Here is a 22,666-nt window from a genome sequence, read left to right as displayed (position 1 = left end):
GCCGACCAGGTCATCCGGCACCGCCTTCGAGGGACCTCACGAACTGCTCCACCCGGGAATGCTTCGGCGAGTGCAGCACCTCACGAGGAGAACCGCTCTCGAGCACCTCGCCGTCGGCGAGAAACAGCATCCGATCGGCGGCGCGCTCTGCGAACTGCAATTCGTGCGTGACCACGACCATGGTCATGCCCTTCTCGGCGAGATCTCGCATGACCGAGAGGACTTCATTGCGCATCTCGGGATCGATCGCGCTCGTGGGCTCGTCGAAGAGCATGATCTGAGGATCGAGGGCGAGCGCGCGAGCGATCGCCACGCGCTGCTGCTGCCCGCCGGAGAGCTGACTGGGCAGACTGCCGAGATGCCCGCCGAGTCCGACTCTGGTGAGCAGATCGCGCGAGCGCTCGTCGGCTTCGACTCTGGAACGTCCCAGCGCACGACGCTGCGCGAGGGAGACGTTCTGCAGCGCGGTGTGCGTCGTGAACAGGTTGAACGACTGGAACACCATGCCCACGCGCTTGCGCAGATCACGCTGCTTCATCCCGCGTCCCGGATGCTCCGCATCGAAGACAGGCTCGCCGAGAAGTGCGATGCTCCCCTGATCCGGACGCTCCAGGAGGTTGAGGCACCGGATGAACGTGCTCTTACCCGATCCACTCGGCCCGACGATCGCGACATGCTCACCGCGCCTCAACTCGAGGTCGACGCCTTTGAGTATCTCCGTACTGCCATACGACTTGTGAATGCCGCGTGCGGAGAAGACCACCGGCGCAGTAGCTTCGGCCGCCATCAGCTCGGCATCCCTCGCGTGGCGCATCGTTCGAGCGCGTTGTTCATCCAAGCTCCTTCGCTCACTGATCCGGCCAGCCGATCCGCTTCACTGCCCTTCGACACATAATGCAGGAGTAGATCTGGTTAGTCAAGTGTTGCTATTTGGACTATCCTGGATCACGACGACAGCGCGATGGACCGAGACGTCCGTCGCATCACCAATGAAGGAGAAAGCTGTGACCGACAACCCCGACACGACCGGATTCCGAGCTCTGTTCCACGCACCCGGACCACTCGATTCGCAGTACCTCTCGTCCTCCGACCCAGCCATCGCCAGCATCGTCGGCCAGAGCGGCACCGACTACGTGATCCTTGATGCAGAGCACTCCGTGTACTCGCTCGCGACGCTCAGGGGCTGCATAGACGCGGTGGCGCAGACTCCGGCTCGCTGCGTGGTGAGAATCGCCGATGACTCACCTACGCTGATCAAGCAGATTCTGGACCTCGGTGTGGACGGCATTCAGGTGCCCAATGTGAGCACAGCAGATCAGGCGGAACGCATCGTCAAAGCGGCGAAATACCCACCCGAAGGGATCCGTGGAATCGGCGGAGGTCGCGCCTCCGGCTATGGTCCCCGGATGAATCAGTCGGTATCGACTGCGAACAGCTCGGTAGCGATCATCGTCATGATCGAGTCCGCGGAAGGCATCCGCAACGCGGCCGACATCGCCGCGGTGCCCGGCATAGACGGACTCTCGGTCGGCCCTCACGACCTGGCACTCGACCTCGGAATTCCAATGAATCCACAGCATCCGAAACTACTCGACGCCTTCCACACCCTGGTCGCGGCAGGACGGGCGAGCGAGAAGAAGGTCGGCGTCGTGTGCGGACTTGAGGACGTGCCTCAGTGGCTGGCCGAGGGCGCACAGCTCTTCACCGTCTTTTTCACGACTCAGGTGCTCAACGCAGCCGCGAAAGACACGTCCTCGAAGATGCGAGCCGCCTTCCACGCCCGGATCGACGCGTGAGGATCGTCGTGATGGGCTGCGGCGCGATGGGTGGCGTGCACGCTGGTGAACTCGCTCGAGCGGGGCACGATGTGACCGTGGTCGACCCCTCTCCCGCGGTGCTCGCTCAGGTGCGCGGTGAGGGCCTGTCCATCCGGAAGCCGGATGGACAGGAATACAGGGTGAAGCTCGATGCGCGAGGCACCACCGATGGCATCGATGCGCCCGACTTCCTGTTCTTCTTCGTCAAGGCGCACTTCACCGCGCAAGCAGCCCGAGAAGCGGCCCGGATCATCGGAGAGCAGACCGTCGTGGTCACGGTGCAGAACGGCTGGGGGCACGGTGACGTCCTGGCTGAGGTCCTTCCGTCGAGTCGCATCGTCGTCGGTGTCACGCGACAGGGCGCCACTCCCATCTCACCGGGAGTCGTTCTCCACTACGGATCCGGCGAGACCACCCTCGGATCCTGGTCGGGCAGCGACCTCCGCGCAGCGCAGAAGACCGCCGAACTGCTCGACTCGGCCGGACTGGCGGCATCCGCTTCTCCAGACGCTCTGGGCATGATCTGGAAGAAGCTCGTTTTCAATGCGGGCTTCTCGGCGGTGCCCAGCATCATCGGGAGATCTGCGTACGCACTCAAGGAACTTCCCGACGCGATGCGGCTGGCTGTGGGCGTGAGCGCGGAGGCGGTACAGGTGGCAAGTGCACTCGGGCACACGGATATCACCGTCCAGGATCACGTCTTGGCACCCGCAGATCGATTCTTCGAGAAGATCGAAGCCAACGCGGGTGCGGGAGGCAAACCGTCCATGCTCGTCGACATCGAGAATCGTCGTCGCACGGAAGTGGACGCGATCAACGGCGCCGTGCTGCGTGAAGCCGAGCGACTCGGGCTCGATCTCCCGCTCAACCGCGCCGTCACCGCTCTGCTGAAAGGTATCGAGTCCAGCTGGGAGGCCTGAGGAATGCACGGGGCGCCCGACTCAGTCGTCGGTCGCCCCGCACTGTCGCGACGGAGAGCGAGCCGACCGACTGAATGGCGTTCACGCCAGATCCGGGTGGACTTCGGAGTAGTGCCGCGAGACGGCGTCAAGCACTTGAGCGGCCTCACCTGAGCGGATCGCTTCGAGCATCTGCCGGTGGGCGCGCACGTATCGATCGCGTATCTGCGCCCGAGCGTCACCACCGCCCACCATCGTCATCGACCGCTCGGTCAGCTTCTCGAAGGTCTTAGCGACGAACTTCAGCCCTGGATCACCCGAGGCTTCGAGTATCGCGTGGTGGAAGTCACGGTCCGCCTGCAACAGTTCCTCCGGGTCCGTCGATGTCTCCATGACGCGCGTGGCCTGCTCCGCATACGCCAGCGGGACCGGAGCCTGCAATGACAGAGCGAGTACGGCCGCCTTCATCTCGAGAGCGATCCGCACCGATCTGAACACGTGTGGATTGGCGAGTATGGTCGCCCGGAAGCCGATCGAGAGAATGCTCGCCAGATCCTCCGGTTGCACCTCACGCGTGTAGACGCCGGCGGTTCCGCGCCGTTCCAGCAGACCGATCGATTCGAATGCTCGAATACGGTCTCGGAGCGTGACCCTGGAGACGTTCCAGCGCTCGGACAGCGCACGCTCGGAGGGCAGCCTCTTACCCGGGCCGAGCTGTTCACGCAGTTCATCGATGCGGCTGAGGAGCACGTCATCTTCTTCGCCGATCACCGAGCACCGCCTTCTGACGCTGATACGAGCAGCCGGAATTCCGACCCCATCATGCGATGCTATCTGTTCTCAGCTAACCATGCCCACATTCTGGACTGACCAAATTGGATTCTGGCGGAAGCCTCGCCCGAGATGCCGGCTGCGGGGCCGCTCAGGCGCCCAGGTAGCCGCTCAGGCGGCCGTGGAAGCGCTCGCTGCGGTCGTCGAGGCCGTGGATCACGATCGTCGTGCCATGCCGCTGGTAGCGGGTCGCGATCGAGTCGAGGGCTGCGACCGTGGACGCGTCCCAGATCTGCGCATCGCTCAGGTCGATGACGACGGATGCCGGGTCCTGGGCGTACGAGAACTGATCGACCAGGTCGTTGCTGCTGCCGAAGAACAGCGGTCCGTGCACCACGTAGCGCACACTCTCGCCGTCCTCCGTGAGCACGCGGTCGACCGCGATCACGTGAGCGACCCTCCGCGCGAACAGGATCATCGCCAGCACCACCCCGGCGATCACGCCGTACGCGAGATTGCTCGTCACCACGACGGTGCCGATCGTGACCGCCATCACGAGAGTCTCGGGAATCGGCATCCGGCGCAGCGTGGACGGCCGCACGCTGTGCCAGTCGACCGTGGTGACCGCCACGACCATCATCACCGCCGCGAGGGCCACCATCGGGATCTGCCCCATCAGTGAGCTCAGTCCGGTGACCAGGGCGAGCAGGAACGCACCGGCCACGAAGGTGGAGATCCGCGTCCTCGCACCGCTGGTCTTCACGTTCAGCACGGTCTGTCCGATCATCGCGCAGCCGCCGACCCCTCCGTAGCACCCGGCGAAGACGTTCGCGACGCCCAGCGCCCAGGATTCCCGCCCCTTGTGCGACGGGGTCTCGGTGATCTCGTCCACCAGCTTCGCGGTCAGCAGCGACTCCATCAGGCCGACGAGAGCGACGCTGATCGCCGTCGGCAGGATCAGCTGGAGCGTGGTGAGATCCAGCGGCACGGTCAGCGGAGTCAGACCGGGCAGTCCGCCGCCGACGGTGCCCTCGCCTGCCACGTCGGGCACCTGCATCCGGCCGAGGATGACGATCGCAGTGACCACCACGATCGCGACCAGCGCGGCCGGAACCGCGCGTGTGAACCGCGGGAGCGCGATCACGATGGCGAGGGTCAGTGCGAACAGCGCCCACACCTGCCAGGTGCCGCCGAACACGTGCGGCACCTGGGCGATGAAGATCAGGATGCCGAGCGCGTTGACGAACCCGAGCATGACCGACCGGGGCACGTACCGCATGAGGCGCGAGAGCCCGAGCAGGCCGAACACGATCTGGATGACGCCGGCAAGCACCACCGTCGGCAGCAGGTACTGCACGCCATGACCGTGCACGAGCGGAGCGACCACGAGCGCGACGGAGCCTGCGGCTGCCGTGATCACGCCCGGCCGACCACCGAGGAAGGTCATCGTCAGGCACAGCACGATCGACGCGACAAGGCTCGTCATCGGATCCACACCCGCCACGACCGAGAACGAGATCACCTCGGGCACCAGGGCGAGCGTCGTCACGAGTCCGGCGAAGACCTCCCGCGACAGCTGCCGGGGGCTGCGCAGCGCGGCGAGCACGCCGAACGTCGGATGCGATGCGGACATGCGGGCTCCTGCCTGAGGGGGACCGACCGAGTCTAATGGCCTGGCCGTCCCGCCCCAGCCCGCCCGGTCTCAGCCGTAGAAGTGCTTCTCGAACACGCGCCGGGCCCGTCGCGTGACGCGAAGGTAGTCCTCCTCGAGCAGCATCGCTCCGCGGTCCGGATAGCCGAGAAGACGGCCGACGCCGTCCAGCTCCCGATGCTCGACGGGCAGCAGGTCTCTGGTCTGGCCGGTCAGCAGTGTCATCGCCGAGCGCAGCCGGCTGCACAGCACCCACGCCTCGCGCAGTCGCTCCGCGGCCGTGGCCGGGAGCAGGTCCGCCAGCACCGCGGCATCCAGCGCGTCCAGCGTGGAGGTGGTGCGAAGATCGGGCACCCGATAGCCGTGCTGCAGCTGCAGCACCTGCACCATCCACTCCACGTCGCTGAGGGTGCCAGGGCCGAGTTTCAGGTGCCGGCCCGGATCCACGCCCTGAGGCAGCCGCTCCCCTCGACCCGAGCCTTGATGCGCTTGATCTCGCGTACGCCCTGCGCCGAAACCTGCTCGGGGAAGCGGATGCTGTCGGCGAGTTCCAGGAAGCGACCGATGAGCTTGGCGCTGCCGGCGATCCCGCGAGCCCGCAGCAGCGCCTGCGCCTCCCACGACAGCGACCAGCGACGGTAGTACTGCGTGTACGCCTCCAGGGTGCGCACGATCGGCCCGTTGCGGCCCTCGGGACGGAGGTCGGCGTCGATGTCGAGCGGCAGGCGGTGATCTGCGAGGTGCTCACGCAGGCCGGCGACGATCTTCGCCGCATGCTGTTGCGCGCGCTGCGGCTCCACACCGTTCGGGTCGTAGACGAACAGCACATCGGCATCCGACCCGAACCCCAGCTCGGCACCGCCGAATCGGCCCACCGCGATGATCGAGAAGTCCAGTGCGTCGTCCTCCGGCGGCACGACCTCACGCCGAACGGCGCGCAGCGCCGCCTGAATGGTCGCCTCGGTGATCTCCGAGATCGCACGAGCCATCTCATCGACGCCGATGTGATCCAGCACCGCAGCCATGGCCGTGCGCAGCAGCTCCCGACGGCGCAGCGCGCGCACCGCGCGCAGCGCTGCCTCGATCGTGGTGTGCCTGGTCTGGATCGCCCGCGCCTCCTCGTCCAGCGCAGCGCCCCCTCGAGGACGCAGCGCACTGGGGCTGTCCAGCCATGCCACGGACTCCGGAATCCACTCCATCAGCTCGCCGACATAACGCGAGCTCGACAGCACGCGCGTCAGCCGCTCCGCGGCTCCCGAGGAGTCGCGCAGCATCCGCAGGAACCAGTGCGTGTCGCCCAGCCGCTCGCTGATCCGGCGGAAGGCGATCAGCCCGTAGTCCGGATCGGTCCCTTCGGCGAACCAGCGCAGCATCACCGGCATCAGATAGCGCTGGATCGTCGCCTTGCGGCTGAGTCCGGCGGTGAGTGCGGCGATGTGTCCCAGAGCACCGCCCGGATCCCGGAAGCCGATCGCCGCGAGGCGATCGACGGCCTGCCCCGTGGTCAGCGCCCGTTCCTCTGCAGGCAACGAGGCCACTGCGGCCAGCAGGGGACGGTAGAACAGTCGCACATGCTGCTCGCGCACCTCGCGTCGCACGCCATCCCACAGCGTACGCAGCCCGGATGCCGAATCCGCCAGTCCCGTCGCGCGTGCCAGCCGGCGCATGCCGTCCTCGTCGCGCGGCATCAGATGGGTGCGGGTCAGCTCTTGCAGCTGCAGACGATGCTCCAGCAGCCGCAGCACCCGGTACTGCTCGGCGAATGAAGCACCCTCAGCTCGTCCGATGTATCCGCCGTCTGCCAATGCCTCCAGCGATTCGAGCGTGCCGCGCGTGCGCAGACTCTCATCGCTGAGTCCGTGCACGAGCTGGAGCAGCTGCACCGTGAACTCGATGTCGCGCAGACCGCCGGGACCCAGCTTCAGCTGATACGGCACGTCGTCGGAGGGGACGTTGTCGGTCACCCGCTCACGCATGCGCTGCACGCTCTCGACGAAGTCCTCGCGCTCGGCGCTGGACCACACCTTCGGCTGCACCGCCGCGATGTACTCCGCGCCGAGGTCGGCGTCACCGGCCAGCGGCCGCGCCTTCAGCAGTGCCTGGAACTCCCAGCTCTTCGCCCAGCGATCGTAATAGGCCACGTGAGAGGCCAGGGAACGCACCAGCGCGCCCTGCTTGCCCTCCGGGCGCAGTGCAGCGTCCACCTCCCACAGGGGCGGTTCGGAGTCGACGCCCCACACCGTGCGCATCGCCTCCCTGGCCAGGCGAGTGGCCACGTCGATCGAACGCGCCTCGCTCAGGATCTGCTCGTCGGCCGTGCCTGCTACGAAGATCACGTCGACGTCGCTGAGGTAGTTGAGTTCACGCGCACCGGCCTTGCCCATGCCGATGATCGCCAGACGGGTCGCGGCGACCTCGGCGCGGTCAGCACCGGCATCCGCCACCGAGGTGCGTGCCACCGCGAGGGCAGCCTCCAGCGCTGCGCCCGCGGCATCCGACAGCGCGGCCGAGACATCGTTGATCGCCGCGGCAGGATCCGGAGCAGCCAGGTCCGCGGCGACGATCTGGACGAGGGCGCATCGGTAGGCCACCCGCAGAGCGGCTTCGGGGTGCGCGGCGCGAGCGAAGCCGTCGTGCGCGTCGACGGCCGTGAGCATGGATTCAGTGAGTTCCCGAGCGGTCGGAAGCGCCGTTCGTCGCAGCAGTGCGGCCTCGAGGCGCTCGGGTCGCCGTGCGAAGAAGTCCGCGATGCCGTTCGAGACCCCCAGCACCCGCCAAGTGGCGATCCTGGCATCCGGATCCTGGAGCAGTGCGCGAACGCGTGCGGGGTCGCGGCGTGCGATGCGCAGGATGCCTGCGGCCGCGGCATCCGGGTCCGCTGCACGCAGCCCGTCGACGAGCTCCGCCCTCTCCAGACCGGTCAGCTCCGCCAGCTCCGTCAGGGCTGCCGAGGCCTCGGTGAGCTCGTCGAAACCGAGTCGAGCCAGTGCCGACAGCGAAGCGGACGCATCAGGACGCACCATCGCGATGTCTCAGAGCAGCCCGAGGTTGTTCTGCAGCTCGAAGGGCGTCACCTGACCGCGGTAGGCCTCCCAGTCTTTGCGCTTGTTCAGCAGCACGTAGTTGAAGACCTGTTCTCCCAGCGTCTCGGCGACCAGTTCGGAATCCTGCATGTACTCCAGCGCGTGATCCAGGCTCGCCGGGAGCGGTGCGTAGCCCAAGGCACGTCGTTCGGTATCGCTCATCGACCAGACGTTGTCCTCCGCCTCGGGCGGCAGCTCATACTCCTCCTCGATGCCCTTCAACCCGGCGGCGAGCATCAGCGCGTAGGCGAGGTACGGGTTCGCCGCGGAGTCCAGCGCACGGTACTCGACGCGGGTGGACTGCCCCTTGTTCGGCTTGTACATCGGCACCCGAACCAGCGCCGAGCGGTTGGCGTGCCCCCAGGTGACGAAACTGGGCGCCTCGTCTCCGCCCCACAGCCGCTTGTAAGAGTTGACGAACTGGTTCGTCACCGCCGCGATCTCGTTGGCATGCCGCAGCAGACCCGCGATGAAGCGCCGCCCGGTCAGCGAGAGCTGGTACTCGGCGCCCGCCTCGTAGAACGCGTTCACATCGCCTTCGAACAGCGACAGATGCGTGTGCATGCCGCTGCCGGGATGGTTGTTCAGCGGCTTGGGCATGAACGTCGCATAGACGCCCTGCTCGATCGCGACCTCCTTGACCACCGTGCGGAAGGTCATGATGTTGTCTGCGGTGCTCAGCGCATCCGCGTAGCGCAGGTCGATCTCGTTCTGACCGGGCCCGCCCTCGTGATGGCTGAACTCCACCGAGATGCCGAGATCCTCCAGCATCCGCACAGCGCTGCGCCGGAAGTCGTGCGCGGTGCCGCCGGGCACATTGTCGAAGTAGCCGGCGGAGTCGACGGGAACCGGTCCATCCGGGCCGAGCGTCGACGACTTGAGCAGGTAGAACTCGATCTCAGGATGCGTGTAGAAGGTGAAACCGGCATCCGCGGCTTTGGCCAGTGCACGGCGCAGCACGTGCCGGGGATCCGAGACGGCGGGACGCCCGTCCGGTGCGGTCAGATCGCAGAACATCCGCGCCGTCGGGTCGACCTCACCGCGCCACGGCAGGATCTGGAACGTGGACGGATCCGGCTGCGCGAGCAGGTCGGATTCGAACATGCGGGTGAGTCCCTCGATCGCGGAGCCGTCGAATCCGATGCCCTCTGCGAACGCCCCCTCCACCTCAGCCGGGGCGATCGCCACCGACTTGAGCGTGCCGATCACATCCGTGAACCACAGGCGCACGAACTTCACGCCGCGCTCCTCGATCGTGCGCAGGACGAAATCCCTCTGCTTGTCCATGTTCACTCGTCGTCCCCGGCGTCGGACAGGCTCGTCGTCCCCCAGGAGTCCTCGGCCGCGTCGTCCTCCGCCCAGGCGCGGGAGCGCTCACGGAGCCTTTCGGGCGCATTCGCGGCGTCCTCCGCCGTGTCGAACGGCCCGACCCTGTCGATGGCGGCCGACTCCATGCCGAACTCCACCTCGCGGGTGCTGAGGTTGTACCAGTACTTCTCGTCACCGTCGGACATGTCAGCTCCTTCGTCGGGATCTGTCACGATCCTAATCGCGCACGCCGACCTGGATAGGCTATTCGGCATGGCACAGCAGGCAATCGGCGTCGACATCGGCGGCACGGGCATCAAAGCAGGAATCGTCAACCTCGAGCACGGCACGCTCGACTCGGATCGCGTCCGCATCCCGACGCCGAAGGGCGCCCGGCCCGCCGACGTACTGGAGACCGTCCGCGAGGTGCTCGACAAGCTGGGCGTGGCCGACTCGACGTTGCCCCTGGGGGTCGCGTTCCCCGCGATCGTCAAGCGCGGCAGGACCCTGTCGGCGGCCAACATCGCCAAGGACTGGGTCGACTTCGAGGCCGAGAAGTTCTTCGAGGACGGTCTGGGCAGGCACATCAGCTTCGTCAACGACGCGGATGCCGCCGGTGTCGCCGAGGCACGCCACGGTGCGGCCCGCGACGTGGAGGGCCTCACGATCATGACGACGCTCGGCACCGGCATCGGCTCCGCCTTCCTGTACAACGGCGTGCTCGTCCCCAACACCGAGCTCGGCCACCTGGATCGCAACGGCGAGTCCATCGAGCGCTGGGCCGCGTCCTCGGCAATGGAGCGCGAGAAGCTCTCCTGGGAGGACTGGGCCGCACGTCTGCAGGTCTTCTACAGTCAGGTGGAGTTCCTGTTCAGCCCCGATCTGTTCGTCGTCGGCGGCGGAGTGTCCAAGAATCCCGAGAAGTTCCTGCCCCTGCTGGAGCTGAACACCCCGATCATCAACGCCGTGCACCGCAACAACTCCGGCATCATCGGCGCCGCGTCGCTGGCCACCGACTGACCCATCCGCCCACTCCGGGCGCCGGGGCCCCTTTTGATCGGCCGCCGGTTCAGCTCGGATCGCAGAAGGCCCCGATCGCAATGATCGGGGCCTTCTGCGTCGTGGTGCGAGCGGGCCGGCCTGTACGCCGGGTTCTGTTCAGGAGCTTCCGCTCCCTTGACGGCCATCTCTCTCGGCGACACGTTGCCGTGCCGCTCCAGCGACCTACCCGAGGACTCGGCGGGCCGCGTCGACGTCCTCTGTCTGGTCTTGCTCCGGGCGAGGTTTACCTGGCAGGACATGTCACCATGTCCCCCGGTGGTCTCTTACACCACCCTTTCACCCTTACCGCCGCCCGAAGGCGACGGCGGTCTTCTCTCTGTGGCACTGTCTCGCGGATCACTCCGGGTGGGTGTTGCCCACCGCCCTGCCCTGTGGAGCCCGGACGTTCCTCGGTGCGCTCTCGCGCCACGCGACCGTCCGGCCGACCCGCTCGCCCTTCGATTCTACCGTCGCGGCAGCCCGGTTCACTTGCCCGCGTCGTCACCGATGTGCAGATCCAGCGGTACGTCGATCTCAAAATCAGGGAACAACCGAGTCGTGGCAGCCGTCGCCGCGTCGCGTACGACGGCCGCCACGGCGTCGGCCTGGTCGCGCGGGCAGTGCACGATCACCTCGTCGTGCAGGAACAGCGCCAGATGCGCCCGGGTCGCGAAGATCGGCCCGGATGCCGGTGCCGGAGCGGATGCCGCAGGCAGTGCCATGAGGCGATGCCTGATCTCCGCGAGCCACAGCAGCGCCCACTCCGCAGCCGTGCCCTGCACGACGAAGTTGCGGGTGAAGCGACCCCGATCCCGCGCGCGGCTGCGTGCCCGCGATTCGTCGGCTCCGCCCGCGCCCGGCCCGCTGGCCTGTGTCTGGGCGTCACGCCAGGCGGTGTCCGGTCGAGGGGAGCTGCGCCCCAGCAGCGTGCTCACCACGCCACCCTCCTCGCCCGTGCGCGCGGCGGCATCGACCAGTCCCATCGCCCGTGGGTAGACGGCGCGCAGGCGCGGCACCAGGCGGCCACTCTCCCCCGTGGTCGCACCGTACATGGCACCCAGCACCGCGTATTTCGCCTCCTGCCGGGTTCCGACGGCGCCCGAGCGCACCACGCCCTCGTACAGGTCCGCGCCGCGCGCGGCGTCAGCCATCGCCGTGTCTCGGGACATCGCGGCCAGCACCCGTGGCTCCAGCTGCGCCACGTCCGCGCCGACGAGCGCCCATCCCCGATCGGCGTGCACTGCGCTGCGCAGCTGCCGCGGGATCTGCAGGGCACCGCCCCCGGATGAGGCCCATCTGCCGGTCACCACACCGCCGGTCAGGTAGACCGGTCGGAATCGATCCTCGTGCACCCAGTCATCGAGCCAGGTCCAGCCGTTCGCGGTGAACAGACGCGCGAGCTTCTTGTACTCCAGCAGCGGTTCGACCACGGGGTGATCCACCTCAGAGAGCTGCCACTTGGATGTGGACTCGACGAACACGCCGACGCGATGCAGTGCCCGCAGCAGCCGAGGCGGACTGTCGGGGTTCAGCTCCGGGTCGTTCAGGTGCTCGGCGATCGTCGTCGCGAGCGCCGCCATCCGCGCCGGTCGCGCACCCCGCAGCGGTCTCGTGCCGAGCGCCTCTTCGAGGATGCGCTCATGGATGGCCCGGCTCCACGGCAGTCCCGCCGCGGTCATCTCCTCGGCGATGAGCCCACCGGTCGACTCCGCCGCACACAGCAGCGCGAGGCGGCTATCCGGTGCGCGATCGAGCGTTGCTCGCTGCGCCCGCCACTGCGCGAGCACTTCATCGAAATCATCGCCGCGAACGACGACCGCCGGATCGAAGTCGAACAGTCCGGGCTGCGTGACGACCTCGTCGGCCTGGTCGCTGCGAAGCCACCGCGCGGAGGCCGCGAGCGGTTGCGCCAGCAGGTCGGAGTCGCGCAGGATCGCGTGACAGAGCATCAGGTCGTGGGCACGTCGCAGTCGGATTCCCGCGGCCAGCAGCGGCGGGTAGAAAGTGCGCAGCGAGCGGACCGTCCAGCGCGGTGCGCGGTGCGCCTCCAGCTCCCGGATGCGATCAGGCAGAGCGGCATCCGGGATGTTCTCGGGCTCGGCATCCGTCACGCCGTCCTCGAACACCGTGAGCAGCCAGCCGTCACCCGCGCGACCGACCACGGCATGCGGCGGCTGCGCGGCCGGGGGCACGACATCCGGTCCCGCATCGGCATCCGGCGTCGCGGGGCTCACGCTCCCGAGATACGGACGCGGATGACCCTCACAACCCCGACTCCTCCGTGCGCACGAGGATCGCACCGCACTCCGGGCAGGAGACCACGTCGTCGGGCCCCGCTTTGCGGATGGCCGTCAGATCGGTGCCGGAGAGCACCATGCGGCAACCCTCGCACACCCCGCCGCGCAGCATGCCGACGCCGATGCCGCCGCGCGCGGCACGCCGCTCGAAATCGGCGAGGAGCTCGGCGGAGACCGTGCGTGCCACCGCCGCCCGATCCCGAGCCAGCTGCCCGCTCTCGATGGCTGCCGCGGCCATCTCCTCCTTGGCTGTCGCGGTCAGTGCGGCCCCCTCGGCGTGGGTCTGATCGATCAGCGCCTGCTGGGCGTCGACGGCGGCCTGCGCGTCCTCGACGCGGGCCATCACCTCCAGCTGGGTGTCCTCGAGCATGGAGATGCGCCGGCTGAGGCTGTCGATCTCGCTCTCAAGTGCCTGCGCCTGCTTCGGATCGGTCGCCGCAGTCAGTCGCTCACCATCGCGGTCACGACGCTGGGTGGCCAGCACGACGTCCGACTCGACCCGCTGCAGTTCGGAGCGGGCGTCGTCGAGCGCTCCCGCCAGAGAGGTCAGCTCACGCAGCTGCTGCTTGCGCACACCGGCCAGCTCATTGATGCGGGCGCCCTGCGGCGGCTGGGTGCGGGCGCGCTCGGCCTGCTCGATACGACGGTCGAGCTCGGCGATCTCGAGCAGAGTGCGCTGGTTCTCGGGAGAGGCTTTCACGCTCTCAAACCTAATGGGTGCGGATGTCTCCGTCGACGTAGAGCCAGATCCGGTCCTCGCGCACGAAGCGGCTGCGTTCGCGCAGGGATCCGCGCACGCCGTCCTGTCTGTGGAACGCCTCGAACTCGACGATCCCCTCGGTGTCGAACGGCCCGCCCTGTTCAGTGTCGAGGATGTCCAACCGCACCCAGCGCACTCGCGGGTCCAGGTCGAGATCGGTCGGCCGGGTGGACGGATGCCAGGTGCGGTGCAGATGCCCGGTATCGCCGAGGCAGTACGCCGTGAACCTGGAGCGCATCAAGCGGACGGCGGTGGGCGCTGCACCGGTCGCGAGGACGGGTCCACAGCACGCGCCGAACACGTCACCGCTCGTGCAGGGGCAGCGTTGCTCGGCTGCGGGGCGCTGGGTGGGGCGCTGGATCGTCACATCTCCATCGTCGCAGGTCAGCCGACACCTGCCGACGCGTAGGCTGGCGGAACGCCGAACCGGAGGAGAACCATGAACCAGCCCTCACTGCTCACCGCCCACAACGGATTCGCCCTGCCCGCCGTCGGTCTCGGCACCTACCGTCTGCACGGTCAGTCAGGGGCGGACGCCGTCTCCGATGCGCTCAGGCTGGGATACCGTCTGGTCGACTCGGCGTTCAACTACGAGAACGAGGGCTCGATCGGCGCGGGGGTGGCGGCATCCGGCGTGGACCGTTCGGAGGTCATCGTCACGACCAAGCTCCCCGGGCGGCATCATGCATCGGAGAAGGCCCGCAACAGCATCGAGGAGAGCCGGTTCCGGCTCGGTCTCGACGCCACAGACCTGCACCTGATCCACTGGCCGAACCCCGGCGTCGACCTGTACGGCGAGGCATGGCAGGCGCTCGTCGATGCGCAGCAGCGCGGCACGGTGCGCCAGATCGGCGTGTCCAACTTCCTGCCGGAGCATCTGGATCGCATCGAGGCGGAGAGCGGCGTGCGCCCGGTGGTGAATCAGATCGAGGTGCATCCGTACTTCCCGCAGTCCGAGGCTCTCGCGCTGCACGCCGAACGCGGCATCCTCACGGTCGCCTGGAGCCCACTGGGACGCGGTAGAGAACTGCTGGCGGAGCCGGTGATCATCGAGGTCGCCGAAGCGCACGGCATCGCCCCCGCGCAGGTCGTCATCGCCTGGCATGTCGCGCGGGGGACGGTCTCGATCCCGAAGGCCTCCTCGGCCGAGCATCAGCGAGCGAACCTGGAAGCGGCCTCGGTCGTCCTCGAATCCGCCGAGGTCGACGCCATCACAGCCCTGGGTCGCACGGATGGCCGGCTCTTCGACGGGGATCCGGCGACGCACGAGGAGATGTGATCGCCTCCCACCGCTGACATCCAAGCGGGTGCGGCCCGGCATCCGAGATCGCCCGGGTACGACTCGTATACTGACCCGGATGTCCGAACACGCCGATTCCGCGCCCGCGACCCGCGCCGACGTCCGCCGCCGAACCGAGCCGAGGGGCGCCGATATCGGTCGTGCGCTGGACCGGCACGATCGCCGTATCGGCTGGATGGATCTGCTGCGCGGACTGTCGATCCTGCTGGTGATCCTGCACCACAGCACGCAGATCGTCGTCTACCGGATCGGTGAGGTGCCCGGCTTCTTCGAGTTCCTCAGTGCGTTCTTCGCGCCATTCCGAATGCCGATGCTGATGGTGCTGTCCGGCCTTCTCGTCGCCGGGTCCCTGCACGCCCCCACCGGCAAGTACGTCTGGGGCAAGGTGCGCCGCATCGTTTGGCCGATCATCGTCTGGACCCTCGTGTATGCGGTCTCCGAGCGAATGGTCGGCCAGGGCGACTACATGCCGTGGGAGCTGGGTTTCTGGAACACCTACCTGTGGTTCATGCAGTTCATCTTCGCGTACTACATCCTGGCGCTGCTGATCCGCTGGGTGCCGGCCTGGGTGCTGATCGCTGTCCCCTTCGTGGTGATGTTCCTGATCCCGCCCGAGCTCGAGCTGCTGCAGCGCTTCTTCTACCTGATGCCGTTCTTCTTCCTCGGTGCATTTGTCGAGAAGCACTGGGATCAGTACGCGAAGTGGCTGAGTGTGCCGCTCGCCGCGGCGCTGGCGATCATCCCCATCGGCGTGGCCCTGTACTCCGGGCTGGTGACGCCTCTCTGGTACGAGCCGCTGTCGGCTCTGCCTGCGATGCTCGGGATCATGATCCTCGTGCGGCTCACCGCCATCGCACCGGACGCACGCTGGCTGGCTCCCGTACGCTTCGTCGGCCAGTACTCGCTGATCTACTACGTCTCGCACTATCCGGTGTTCGCTGCGCTCGGATGGCTGTCGATGAAGGCCGGGATCACGAACTCCGGGATCGGCCTGGTGGTCATCTTCTTCGTGACGGTGGCGGTCTCGACGGTGTTCGCCCTGCTGGGCCGACGGATGCCGGTGAGCCTGCTCTTCGAGCTCCCCCGCAGGCTGTGGCCGGCGCGGAGGGATCGTACTGTTAACGCCCGCGGCTGACGCGGTCAAGTCCCTGGCGCAATCCGAGCTCCACGACCAGGCTGATGGTCCTCGAACGACGGGAGATCATCGATGTCCGACAGTGCACTCGCACCCCCGATCGCCGTCCGTCCGCGCGGGCCGCGTGGGATGACCTCGTCGCACGTGGAGCCGACGATCATGCCGTATCCTGACGGACCGCTGATCGTGCGCGGGGATATGCAGCTGCTCACCTCGGACGGCGAGCCGATCCCCCGACATCGCCGGACAGTAGCGCTGTGCCGGTGCGGCCTGTCAGCCATCAAACCCTTCTGCGACAGCACGCACAAGGCGGCGGGATTCCGCACGGACGACTGAGCCGATGGTGGGCCCTGCCGGGATCGAACCGACGACATCCACGGTGTAAACGTGGCGCTCTACCAGCTGAGCTAAAGGCCCTGAATGTGTCATTCTACCGGTCGCGAAGTGAGGCACCCGGCCCGCGAACGGATATAGGCTGAACACAGCACGTGTTGTGCCGAGCCGACAAGGCTCCCCCACGCTGCATCCCGTTTCCTTGGCAAGACCTGCCAGTAAGACGAAAGGCTCCACGTGACTGTTCACGATCAGGATCCGTACTCCCAGGGCCCACTCGACAGCGATCCGGAGGAGACCTCCGAGTGGCAGCAATCGCTCGACGAACTGGTCGACGCGAAGGGTCACGGCCGCGGGCGGGAGATCATGCTCAGCCTGCTGAAGCGCTCGAAGGATCTGCACCTCGGCGTGCCGATGGTGCCGACCACCGACTACATCAACACCATCGCCCCCGAGAATGAGCCGGAGTTCGGCGGCGACGAGGAGATCGAGCGCCGCTACCGGCACTGGATCCGCTGGAACGCCGCGATCACCGTGCATCGCGCCCAGCGCCCCGGTATCGGTGTCGGCGGCCACATCTCCACCTACGCGGGTGCGGCGTCACTGTACGAGGTCGGGTTCAACCACTTCTTCCGCGGCCAGGACCACCCCGGCGGCGGCGACCAGATCTTCATCCAGGGTCACGCCTCTCCTGGCATCTACGCGCGCTCCTTCCTGGAGGGTCGCCTGAGCGAGGCCGACATGGACGGATTCCGCCAGGAGAAGTCCCACGAGGGCCATGCGCTGCCCTCCTATCCGCATCCGCACTCGATGCCGGATTACTGGCAGTTCCCGACGGTGTCGATGGGCCTGGGCCCGATCAACGCCATCTACCAGGCGCAGTCCAACCGGTATCTCGCCAACCGCGGCATCAAGGACACCTCCGATCAGCATGTCTGGGCGTTCCTCGGCGACGGCGAGATGGACGAGGTCGAGAGCCGCGGTCAGCTGCAGGTGGCGGCCAACGAGGGCCTGGACAATCTCACCTTCGTGATCAACTGCAACCTGCAGCGCCTGGACGGCCCGGTGCGCGGCAACGGCAAGATCATCCAGGAGCTGGAGTCGTTCTTCCGCGGCGCCGGCTGGAACGTCATCAAGGTGATCTGGGGCCGTGAGTGGGACGACCTGCTCGCCCGCGACACCGACGGTGCGCTGCTGAACATCATGAACGCCACCCCCGACGGCGACTATCAGACCTACAAGGCCGAGTCGGGCGCGTACATCCGCGAGCACTTCTTCGGAAAGGACGAGCGGGCCGCCGCCCTCGTCAAGGACTACACCGACGAGCAGATCTGGCAGCTGCGCCGCGGCGGACACGACTACCGCAAGGTGTACGCGGCGTACAAGGCCGCTCTGGAGCACAAGGGTCAGCCGACCGTCATCCTTGCCAAGACGGTCAAGGGCTACGGCCTCGGCCCGCACTTCGAGGGACGCAACGCGACCCACCAGATGAAGAAGATGACGCTGGAGAACCTGAAGACCTTCCGCGACACCATGCAGATCCCGATCACGGATGCGCAGCTCGAGGAGAACCCGTACCTGCCGCCGTACTACCACCCGGGTGAGAACGACGAGACGATCCAGTACATGCTGGAGCGCCGCCGCGCGCTGGGCGGGTTCATCCCCGAACGGCGCACGAAGCACACCGCGATCACCCTGCCGGCAGACGCCACCTACGCACTGCCGAAGAAGGGCTCGGGAACGCAGGAGATCGCCACGACCATGGCGTTCGTGCGACTGCTCAAGGACCTGCTGCGCTCCAAGGACTTCGGCAACCGCATCGTGCCGATCATCCCCGACGAGGCACGCACGTTCGGCATCGACGCGTACTTCCCGACCGCGAAGATCTACAACCCGAACGGCCAGCATTACACCTCGGTCGACCGGGAGCTGCTGCTGGCGTACAAGGAGAGCCCGCAGGGTCAGATCGTGCACGTCGGCATCAACGAGGCCGGCGCAGTCGCCGCATTCACCGCCGCGGCCACGTCATACTCCACACAGGGCGAGCCGCTGATCCCGATCTACATCTTCTACTCGATGTTCGGCTACCAGCGCACCGGCGACGCACTCTGGGCGGCGGGCGACCAGATGGCGCGAGGTTTCGTCATCGGCGCAACCGCCGGCCGCACCACCCTGACCGGCGAAGGCCTGCAGCACGCCGACGGGCACTCGCCGCTGCTGGCCTCCACCAATCCGGGAACGGTGTCGTACGACCCCGCCTACGGCTATGAGATCGCCCACATCGTGCGCTCCGGCCTGGAGCGGATGTACGGCGGCAGCCACCCCGATCCCGATGTCATGTACTACATCACGGTGTACAACGAGCCTCTCGTGCAGCCCGCCGAACCCGAGGACGTGGACGTGGACGGCATCGTCCGCGGGCTGCACCGCATCTCGGTCGACTCCGGTGAAGGCCTGAAGGCGCAGCTGTTCGCCTCGGGCGTGGGCGTGCCGTGGGCGCTCGAAGCGCAGGAGCTGCTGCGCAAGGATTGGAACATCAGCGCCGACGTCTGGTCGGTCACCTCCTGGGGCGAGTTGCGCAACGACGGCCTGGCGGTCGACGAGCACAACTTCCTGCATCCCGAGCAGGAGCCGCGCACCGCCTATCTGACGCAGAAGCTCCAGGGTGCCGAGGGCCCGGTGATCGCGGTCAGCGACTTCATGCACGCCGTGCAGGACCAGATCCGGCAGTGGGTCCCGAACCCGTACTACACCCTGGGCGCCGATGGCTTCGGCTTCTCGGACACCCGTGCCGCTGCACGTCGCTTCTTCAAGATCGACGGCCCGTCGATGGTGGTCCGCACCCTGCAGGCGCTGGCCGATGAGGGCAAGGTCGAGCGCTCGGTGGTGTCCGAGGCGATCCGTAAGTACTCGCTGCACGACGTGAACGCGGGATCGAGCGGGAACGCAGGCGGCGAGAGCTGATTCTGTGACCGGTTCCTCCCAGCCGGCCATGGACAAGGCCGCCACGCTCGCCTGGCTGCGCCGGATCTCCGGCGACATCGCCACGGTGACGATCAAGCGGCTGGAGGACACCCTCCCCTGGTACGCCGACATGCCACCGGCCCGACGGTCCTCCGTCGGGCTGGTGGCTCAGGCCGGCATCACCTCGTTCATCCAGTGGTACGAGGATCCCACCTCCACCCCCTGGATCGCGGCCGACATCTTCGCCGCGGCACCTCGCGAACTGCTGCGCAGCGTGAGCCTGCAGCAGACTCTCCAGCTGATCCGCGTCACGGTCGAGGTGACCGAAGAGCGGGTGGCAGGCCGCGGCGATGAGCTGCGCGAGGCGATCCTGCTGTATTCGCGTGACGTCGCGTTCGCCGCGGCAGATGTCTACGCCCGTGCGGCCGAGGCCCGCGGACTGTGGGATGCCAGGCTCGAGGCACTGGTGGTGGACTCCATCCTCACGGGCGAGGCGGACGAGGAGCTGCCCAGCCGCATCGCGGCACTGGGCTGGCACGGCCACGGCGAGGTATGCGTACTGGTCGGCACGACGCCGCCGCAGTTCGACGTGGATCAGGTGCGACGCACGGCGCGGCGCCTGCAGGTCGATGTGCTCATCGGCGTGCAGGGGTCCCGCCTGGTGCTCGTCATCGGCCGCGCGCATACTCCGGGCAGAGAGCCTGTGGACGGCGAAGATCTGCCCTTCGCAGAGATCGCGCAGCGGCTCGAGCCGTCATTCGGCCCCGGTTACGTCGTACTCGGCCCGCCCGTCGCGGCGCTGGTCGACGCCGGCCAGAGCGCGCGTGCCGCGCTGGCGGGCTTCGCGGTGGCGCGGGCGTGGCGGGGCGCACCGCGCCCGGTGGAGGCGGACGATCTGCTTCCGGAACGAGCCCTCGCCGGTGACACGCTGGCCAAGCAGACGCTGATAGAGCGCATCTTCCGCCCTCTGCAGGCGCACTCCCCCGATCTCGTGACGACGCTGTGGAGCTACCTTGACAACGGACGTTCCCTGGAGGCCACCGCACGCGAGCTGTTCGTGCATCCCAACACGGTGCGCTACCGGCTGAAGCGGGTCAGTGAGGTGATCGGCTGGGATGCCACCGGTCCGCGCGAGGCGCTCATCCTGCAGACGGCTCTGATCCTGGGATCCATCGGCAGCGCCGAACCCACGCGGCGGCGATCGCCCGCCCGTCGCCGGTGACATCGGATTACCGCGCGGGCACAACGGCCTGTACGCCACGCACAAGCGAAATGCCGATTCTTGTGATGGTTCATCCAGCGCTCACGCCAGATCATTGGCAAGATGGTTAGGTGATCGTCGTCGCCTGCCCTGGACAGGGCTCCCAGACTCCTGGTTTCCTCGCCCCCTGGCTCGAGCTCGAAGGTGTCGCCGAGCAGCTCGCCGCTTACTCGGACGCCGCCGAGGTCGATCTGATCGCACACGGCACCGAATCGGATGCCGACACGATCCGCGACACGCGTGTCGCGCAGCCGCTGATCGTGGCCGCCTCTCTGATCGCCTCTCAGCAGCTGACGCTGCGCGCCGGTCGACGCTCCGATGGCATCGCCGGTCACTCCGTCGGCGAGCTCGCAGCGCTCGCACGCGCAGACGTGATCAGCGACAGCGAGGCGATGCGCCTGGTGGGTATCCGCGGACGGGCTATGGCGGATGCTGCCGCGCAGACCCCGACCGGCATGAGCGCCGTGATCGGCGGGGACCCGGATGAGGTCCTCTCTCTGCTCGCCGAAGTCGACCTGACGCCCGCGAACTTCAACGTCGCCGGTCAGGTCGTCGCCGCAGGCGCGTTGAGCGATCTCGCACAGCTTGCCGAATGCGCCCCTCGCGGCGTGCGCGTCATGCCCCTGCAGGTGGCCGGCGCATTCCATACCGCGCACATGGCTCCCGCCGTTGAGACGCTTCGCTCCGCGGTGGCCGATGTCGAGCTCGATGACCCGTCGATCACGCTGTGGTCGAACCGTGACGGAGCTGCCGTCACGGATGGCCAGGACGCCCTGAATCGCATTGTGACCCAGATCTCCTCCCCGTGCGCTGGGATCTCTGCATGCAGTCCTTCGCCACGGCGGGAATCACCGGCTTCATCGAGCTTGCACCGGCCGGCGCCCTCGTCGGACTGGCCAAGCGCGGGCTGCGCGGCGTTCCGAATGTGGCAGTGAAGACCCCCGAAGACCTCGATGCGGCTGCGGAGCTGCTGAACGGAGCAGCGTGATGACCACGATCAAGCAGTCCCAGGGCGTGCCCTACACCCGCATCTACAGCTACGGCGCCTCGCGCGGCGACCTGTCCGTGCCGAACGACGACCTGGTCGGACCGATCGACTCCAGCGACGAGTGGATCCGCCAGCGCACCGGGATCGTCACACGCACACGCGCCTCCGCAGGCATCCTCGCTGTGGACCTCGCGACGGATGCCGCCAAGGAGGCGATCGAGAAGTCGGGCGTCGACCCGGCCGACATCGACCTGGTGATCGTCGCGACGATCAGCAACGTGCAGCAGACCCCGTCCGCTGCCGCTGTGGTCGCCGACCGCGTGGGTGCGAACCCGGCGGCCGCGTACGACTCCAATGCGGCCTGTGCCGGCTTCGCCTACGGCGTGGCGCAGGCGGACGCCCTGATCCGCACCGGAGGTGCGCAGTACGCGCTCGTCATCGGGGCGGAGAAGCTCTCGGACGTCGTCGATCCCACCGACCGCAGCATCTCGTTCCTCCTCGGCGACGGCGCCGGGGCCGTCGTGATCGGGCCGAGCGACTTCCCCGCGATCGCCCCGACTGTGTGGGGGTCCGACGGGTCGAAGGCGCACGCCGTCGGCATGAATGCCACGCTGATCGACTACCGCGACGGCGACGCGAACTGGCCCACTCTCCGCCAGGAGGGGCAGACGGTGTTCCGCTGGGCGGTCTGGGACATGGCGAAGGTCGCACGCAGGGCGCTCGACGCGGCCGGCATCGAGGCATCCGACCTCGCCGCCTTCATCCCGCACCAGGCGAACATGCGCATCATCGACGAGTTCGCCAAGCAGCTCAAGCTCCCAGACACGGTCGCCATCGCCCGCGACATCGAGACCACCGGGAACACTTCGGCCGCGTCGATCCCCCTCGCCACGCATCGCCTGCTCGAAGAGCACCCCGAGCTCAGCGGCGGTCTCGCCCTGCAGATCGGGTTCGGCGCCGGACTCGTCTTCGGCGCGCAGGTGGTGGTGCTCCCCTGATCGGGGCGCCCGTTCCCTAGACTGTTCACCGGTTCAGATACCAACCCGAGAAAGAGGAGA

The 22,666-nt window shown here is 67.5% G+C and carries 17 protein-coding genes, 1 tRNA gene, 1 other RNA gene and 2 pseudogenes; 10 read left to right on the top strand and 11 right to left on the bottom strand.

Annotation, left to right across the window (positions count from 1 at the left end; all coding sequences use genetic code 11):
* Positions 1–10 precede the first annotated feature (10 nt).
* Positions 11–787 (bottom strand): amino acid ABC transporter ATP-binding protein, encoded by a 777-nt coding sequence (locus QUE33_RS03785; protein ID WP_286302020.1) that lies wholly within the window; start codon positions 785–787, stop codon positions 11–13.
* Here QUE33_RS03785 and QUE33_RS03780 point away from each other — a divergent pair.
* Both QUE33_RS03780 and QUE33_RS03775 read left to right on the top strand, forming a co-directional pair.
* Positions 741–1,796 carry an HpcH/HpaI aldolase family protein gene (locus tag QUE33_RS03780; protein WP_286302019.1) on the top strand — a complete coding sequence of 352 codons (1,056 nt, stop codon included), beginning with the start codon at positions 741–743 and terminating at the stop codon, positions 1,794–1,796. The two genes, QUE33_RS03785 and QUE33_RS03780, sit on opposite strands and share 47 nt — an antisense overlap.
* Complete coding sequence (locus QUE33_RS03775; protein WP_286302018.1) at positions 1,793–2,737, top strand: ketopantoate reductase family protein; 945 nt, start codon at positions 1,793–1,795, stop codon at positions 2,735–2,737. Before QUE33_RS03780 ends, QUE33_RS03775 begins: the two co-directional genes overlap by 4 nt.
* 81 nt (positions 2,738–2,818) lie before the next feature.
* Here the strand turns inward: QUE33_RS03775 and QUE33_RS03770 are convergent, their stop codons facing one another.
* From QUE33_RS03770 to QUE33_RS03750, 5 genes and pseudogenes are all read right to left on the bottom strand, one after another.
* Positions 2,819–3,487, bottom strand: coding sequence for a FadR/GntR family transcriptional regulator (locus QUE33_RS03770; RefSeq protein ID WP_286302016.1), 669 nt, complete (start codon positions 3,485–3,487; stop codon positions 2,819–2,821).
* Positions 3,488–3,638: 151 nt separating this feature from the next.
* Positions 3,639–5,120: a SulP family inorganic anion transporter gene (locus tag QUE33_RS03765; protein ID WP_286302015.1), complete on the bottom strand. Its 1,482-nt coding sequence runs from the start codon at positions 5,118–5,120 to the stop codon at positions 3,639–3,641.
* 69 nt (positions 5,121–5,189) lie between these two features.
* Positions 5,190–8,161: pseudogene (locus tag QUE33_RS03760) on the bottom strand (bifunctional [glutamine synthetase] adenylyltransferase/[glutamine synthetase]-adenylyl-L-tyrosine phosphorylase).
* A gap of 9 nt (positions 8,162–8,170) precedes the next feature.
* Positions 8,171–9,508, bottom strand: coding sequence for a glutamine synthetase family protein (locus QUE33_RS03755; protein WP_286302014.1), 1,338 nt, complete (start codon positions 9,506–9,508; stop codon positions 8,171–8,173).
* A 2-nt stretch (positions 9,509–9,510) separates the two neighbouring features.
* Entirely contained in the window at positions 9,511–9,735 is a 225-nt protein-coding gene (locus QUE33_RS03750; protein WP_286302013.1) for an SPOR domain-containing protein, read from the bottom strand.
* A 67-nt stretch (positions 9,736–9,802) separates the two neighbouring features.
* Here QUE33_RS03750 and ppgK point away from each other — a divergent pair, with 67 nt between their 5' ends.
* The gene (ppgK, locus tag QUE33_RS03745) at positions 9,803–10,549 is read left to right on the top strand and encodes a polyphosphate--glucose phosphotransferase (protein ID WP_286302012.1); all 747 of its coding nucleotides are present in this window, start codon (positions 9,803–9,805) and stop codon (positions 10,547–10,549) included.
* Between the two features lie 107 nt (positions 10,550–10,656).
* Here the strand turns inward: ppgK and rnpB are convergent.
* The 4 genes from rnpB to QUE33_RS03725 all read right to left on the bottom strand — a co-directional run bounded on the left by rnpB (position 10,657) and on the right by QUE33_RS03725 (position 13,994).
* Positions 10,657–11,020: RNase P RNA component class A (gene rnpB / locus QUE33_RS03740), an RNA gene on the bottom strand.
* Positions 11,021–11,055: 35 nt separating this feature from the next.
* Positions 11,056–12,804 carry a bifunctional 3'-5' exonuclease/DNA polymerase gene (locus QUE33_RS03735; RefSeq protein ID WP_286302011.1) on the bottom strand — a complete coding sequence of 583 codons (1,749 nt, stop codon included), beginning with the start codon at positions 12,802–12,804 and terminating at the stop codon, positions 11,056–11,058.
* Positions 12,805–12,832: 28 nt separating this feature from the next.
* A complete protein-coding gene (locus tag QUE33_RS03730) occupies positions 12,833–13,567 on the bottom strand; it encodes a zinc ribbon domain-containing protein (protein ID WP_286302010.1) in 735 nt (244 codons plus the stop codon).
* A 10-nt stretch (positions 13,568–13,577) separates the two neighbouring features.
* On the bottom strand, positions 13,578–13,994 hold the full coding sequence (locus QUE33_RS03725) for a YchJ family protein (protein WP_286302009.1): 417 nt from the start codon (positions 13,992–13,994) through the stop codon (positions 13,578–13,580).
* Positions 13,995–14,066: 72 nt separating this feature from the next.
* Between QUE33_RS03725 and QUE33_RS03720 the strand changes: the two genes are divergently transcribed.
* From QUE33_RS03720 to QUE33_RS03710, 3 genes are all read left to right on the top strand, one after another.
* Positions 14,067–14,906: an aldo/keto reductase gene (locus QUE33_RS03720; protein WP_286302008.1), complete on the top strand. Its 840-nt coding sequence runs from the start codon at positions 14,067–14,069 to the stop codon at positions 14,904–14,906.
* Between the two features lie 79 nt (positions 14,907–14,985).
* Positions 14,986–16,062, top strand: a complete 1,077-nt coding sequence (locus tag QUE33_RS03715; RefSeq protein WP_286302007.1) for an acyltransferase family protein — start codon at positions 14,986–14,988, stop codon at positions 16,060–16,062.
* 72 nt (positions 16,063–16,134) lie between these two features.
* Positions 16,135–16,398 (top strand): CDGSH iron-sulfur domain-containing protein, encoded by a 264-nt coding sequence (locus tag QUE33_RS03710; protein WP_350226501.1) that lies wholly within the window; start codon positions 16,135–16,137, stop codon positions 16,396–16,398.
* 5 nt (positions 16,399–16,403) lie between these two features.
* On the opposite strand, the gene QUE33_RS03705 is transcribed toward QUE33_RS03710, so the two are convergent.
* Positions 16,404–16,479 (bottom strand) — tRNA-Val (locus QUE33_RS03705).
* A 153-nt stretch (positions 16,480–16,632) separates the two neighbouring features.
* Here QUE33_RS03705 and aceE point away from each other — a divergent pair.
* The 4 genes and pseudogenes from aceE (at position 16,633) to QUE33_RS03685 (ending at position 22,606) form a co-directional block, all read left to right on the top strand.
* Positions 16,633–19,359 (top strand): pyruvate dehydrogenase (acetyl-transferring), homodimeric type, encoded by a 2,727-nt coding sequence (aceE, locus tag QUE33_RS03700; protein WP_286302006.1) that lies wholly within the window; start codon positions 16,633–16,635, stop codon positions 19,357–19,359.
* Positions 19,360–19,387: 28 nt separating this feature from the next.
* On the top strand, positions 19,388–20,581 hold the full coding sequence (locus QUE33_RS03695) for a PucR family transcriptional regulator (RefSeq protein WP_286303031.1): 1,194 nt from the start codon (positions 19,388–19,390) through the stop codon (positions 20,579–20,581).
* Positions 20,582–20,691: 110 nt separating this feature from the next.
* Positions 20,692–21,608, top strand: a pseudogene (locus tag QUE33_RS03690) (ACP S-malonyltransferase).
* A complete protein-coding gene (locus tag QUE33_RS03685) occupies positions 21,608–22,606 on the top strand; it encodes a beta-ketoacyl-ACP synthase III (RefSeq protein ID WP_286302005.1) in 999 nt (332 codons plus the stop codon). The pseudogene QUE33_RS03690 and the gene QUE33_RS03685 overlap by 1 nt, the downstream one beginning before the upstream one ends.
* Positions 22,607–22,666: the final 60 nt, after the last annotated feature.

This window comes from Microbacterium suwonense (assembly GCF_030296555.1).
Lineage (GTDB): Bacteria > Actinomycetota > Actinomycetes > Actinomycetales > Microbacteriaceae > Microbacterium > Microbacterium suwonense.
This window is presented reverse-complemented; position numbering and strand designations above follow the sequence as displayed.

What these genes read in the sequence shown, in the direction of transcription:
- QUE33_RS03780 (WP_286302019.1), top strand. Translation starts at nt 741, where the DNA reads ATGCCGCGTGCGGAGAAGACCACCGGCGCAGTAGCTTCGGCCGCCATC.
- QUE33_RS03785 (WP_286302020.1), bottom strand. Translation starts at nt 787, where the DNA reads ATGGCGGCCGAAGCTACTGCGCCGGTGGTCTTCTCCGCACGCGGCATT.
- QUE33_RS03765 (WP_286302015.1), bottom strand. Translation starts at nt 5,120, where the DNA reads ATGTCCGCATCGCATCCGACGTTCGGCGTGCTCGCCGCGCTGCGCAGC.
- QUE33_RS03755 (WP_286302014.1), bottom strand. Translation starts at nt 9,508, where the DNA reads ATGGACAAGCAGAGGGATTTCGTCCTGCGCACGATCGAGGAGCGCGGC.
- QUE33_RS03750 (WP_286302013.1), bottom strand. Translation starts at nt 9,735, where the DNA reads ATGTCCGACGGTGACGAGAAGTACTGGTACAACCTCAGCACCCGCGAG.
- ppgK (WP_286302012.1), top strand. Translation starts at nt 9,803, where the DNA reads ATGGCACAGCAGGCAATCGGCGTCGACATCGGCGGCACGGGCATCAAA.
- QUE33_RS03720 (WP_286302008.1), top strand. Translation starts at nt 14,067, where the DNA reads ATGAACCAGCCCTCACTGCTCACCGCCCACAACGGATTCGCCCTGCCC.
- QUE33_RS03715 (WP_286302007.1), top strand. Translation starts at nt 14,986, where the DNA reads ATGTCCGAACACGCCGATTCCGCGCCCGCGACCCGCGCCGACGTCCGC.
- QUE33_RS03710 (WP_350226501.1), top strand. Translation starts at nt 16,135, where the DNA reads ATGTCCGACAGTGCACTCGCACCCCCGATCGCCGTCCGTCCGCGCGGG.
- QUE33_RS03695 (WP_286303031.1), top strand. Translation starts at nt 19,388, where the DNA reads ATGGACAAGGCCGCCACGCTCGCCTGGCTGCGCCGGATCTCCGGCGAC.
- QUE33_RS03685 (WP_286302005.1), top strand. Translation starts at nt 21,608, where the DNA reads ATGACCACGATCAAGCAGTCCCAGGGCGTGCCCTACACCCGCATCTAC.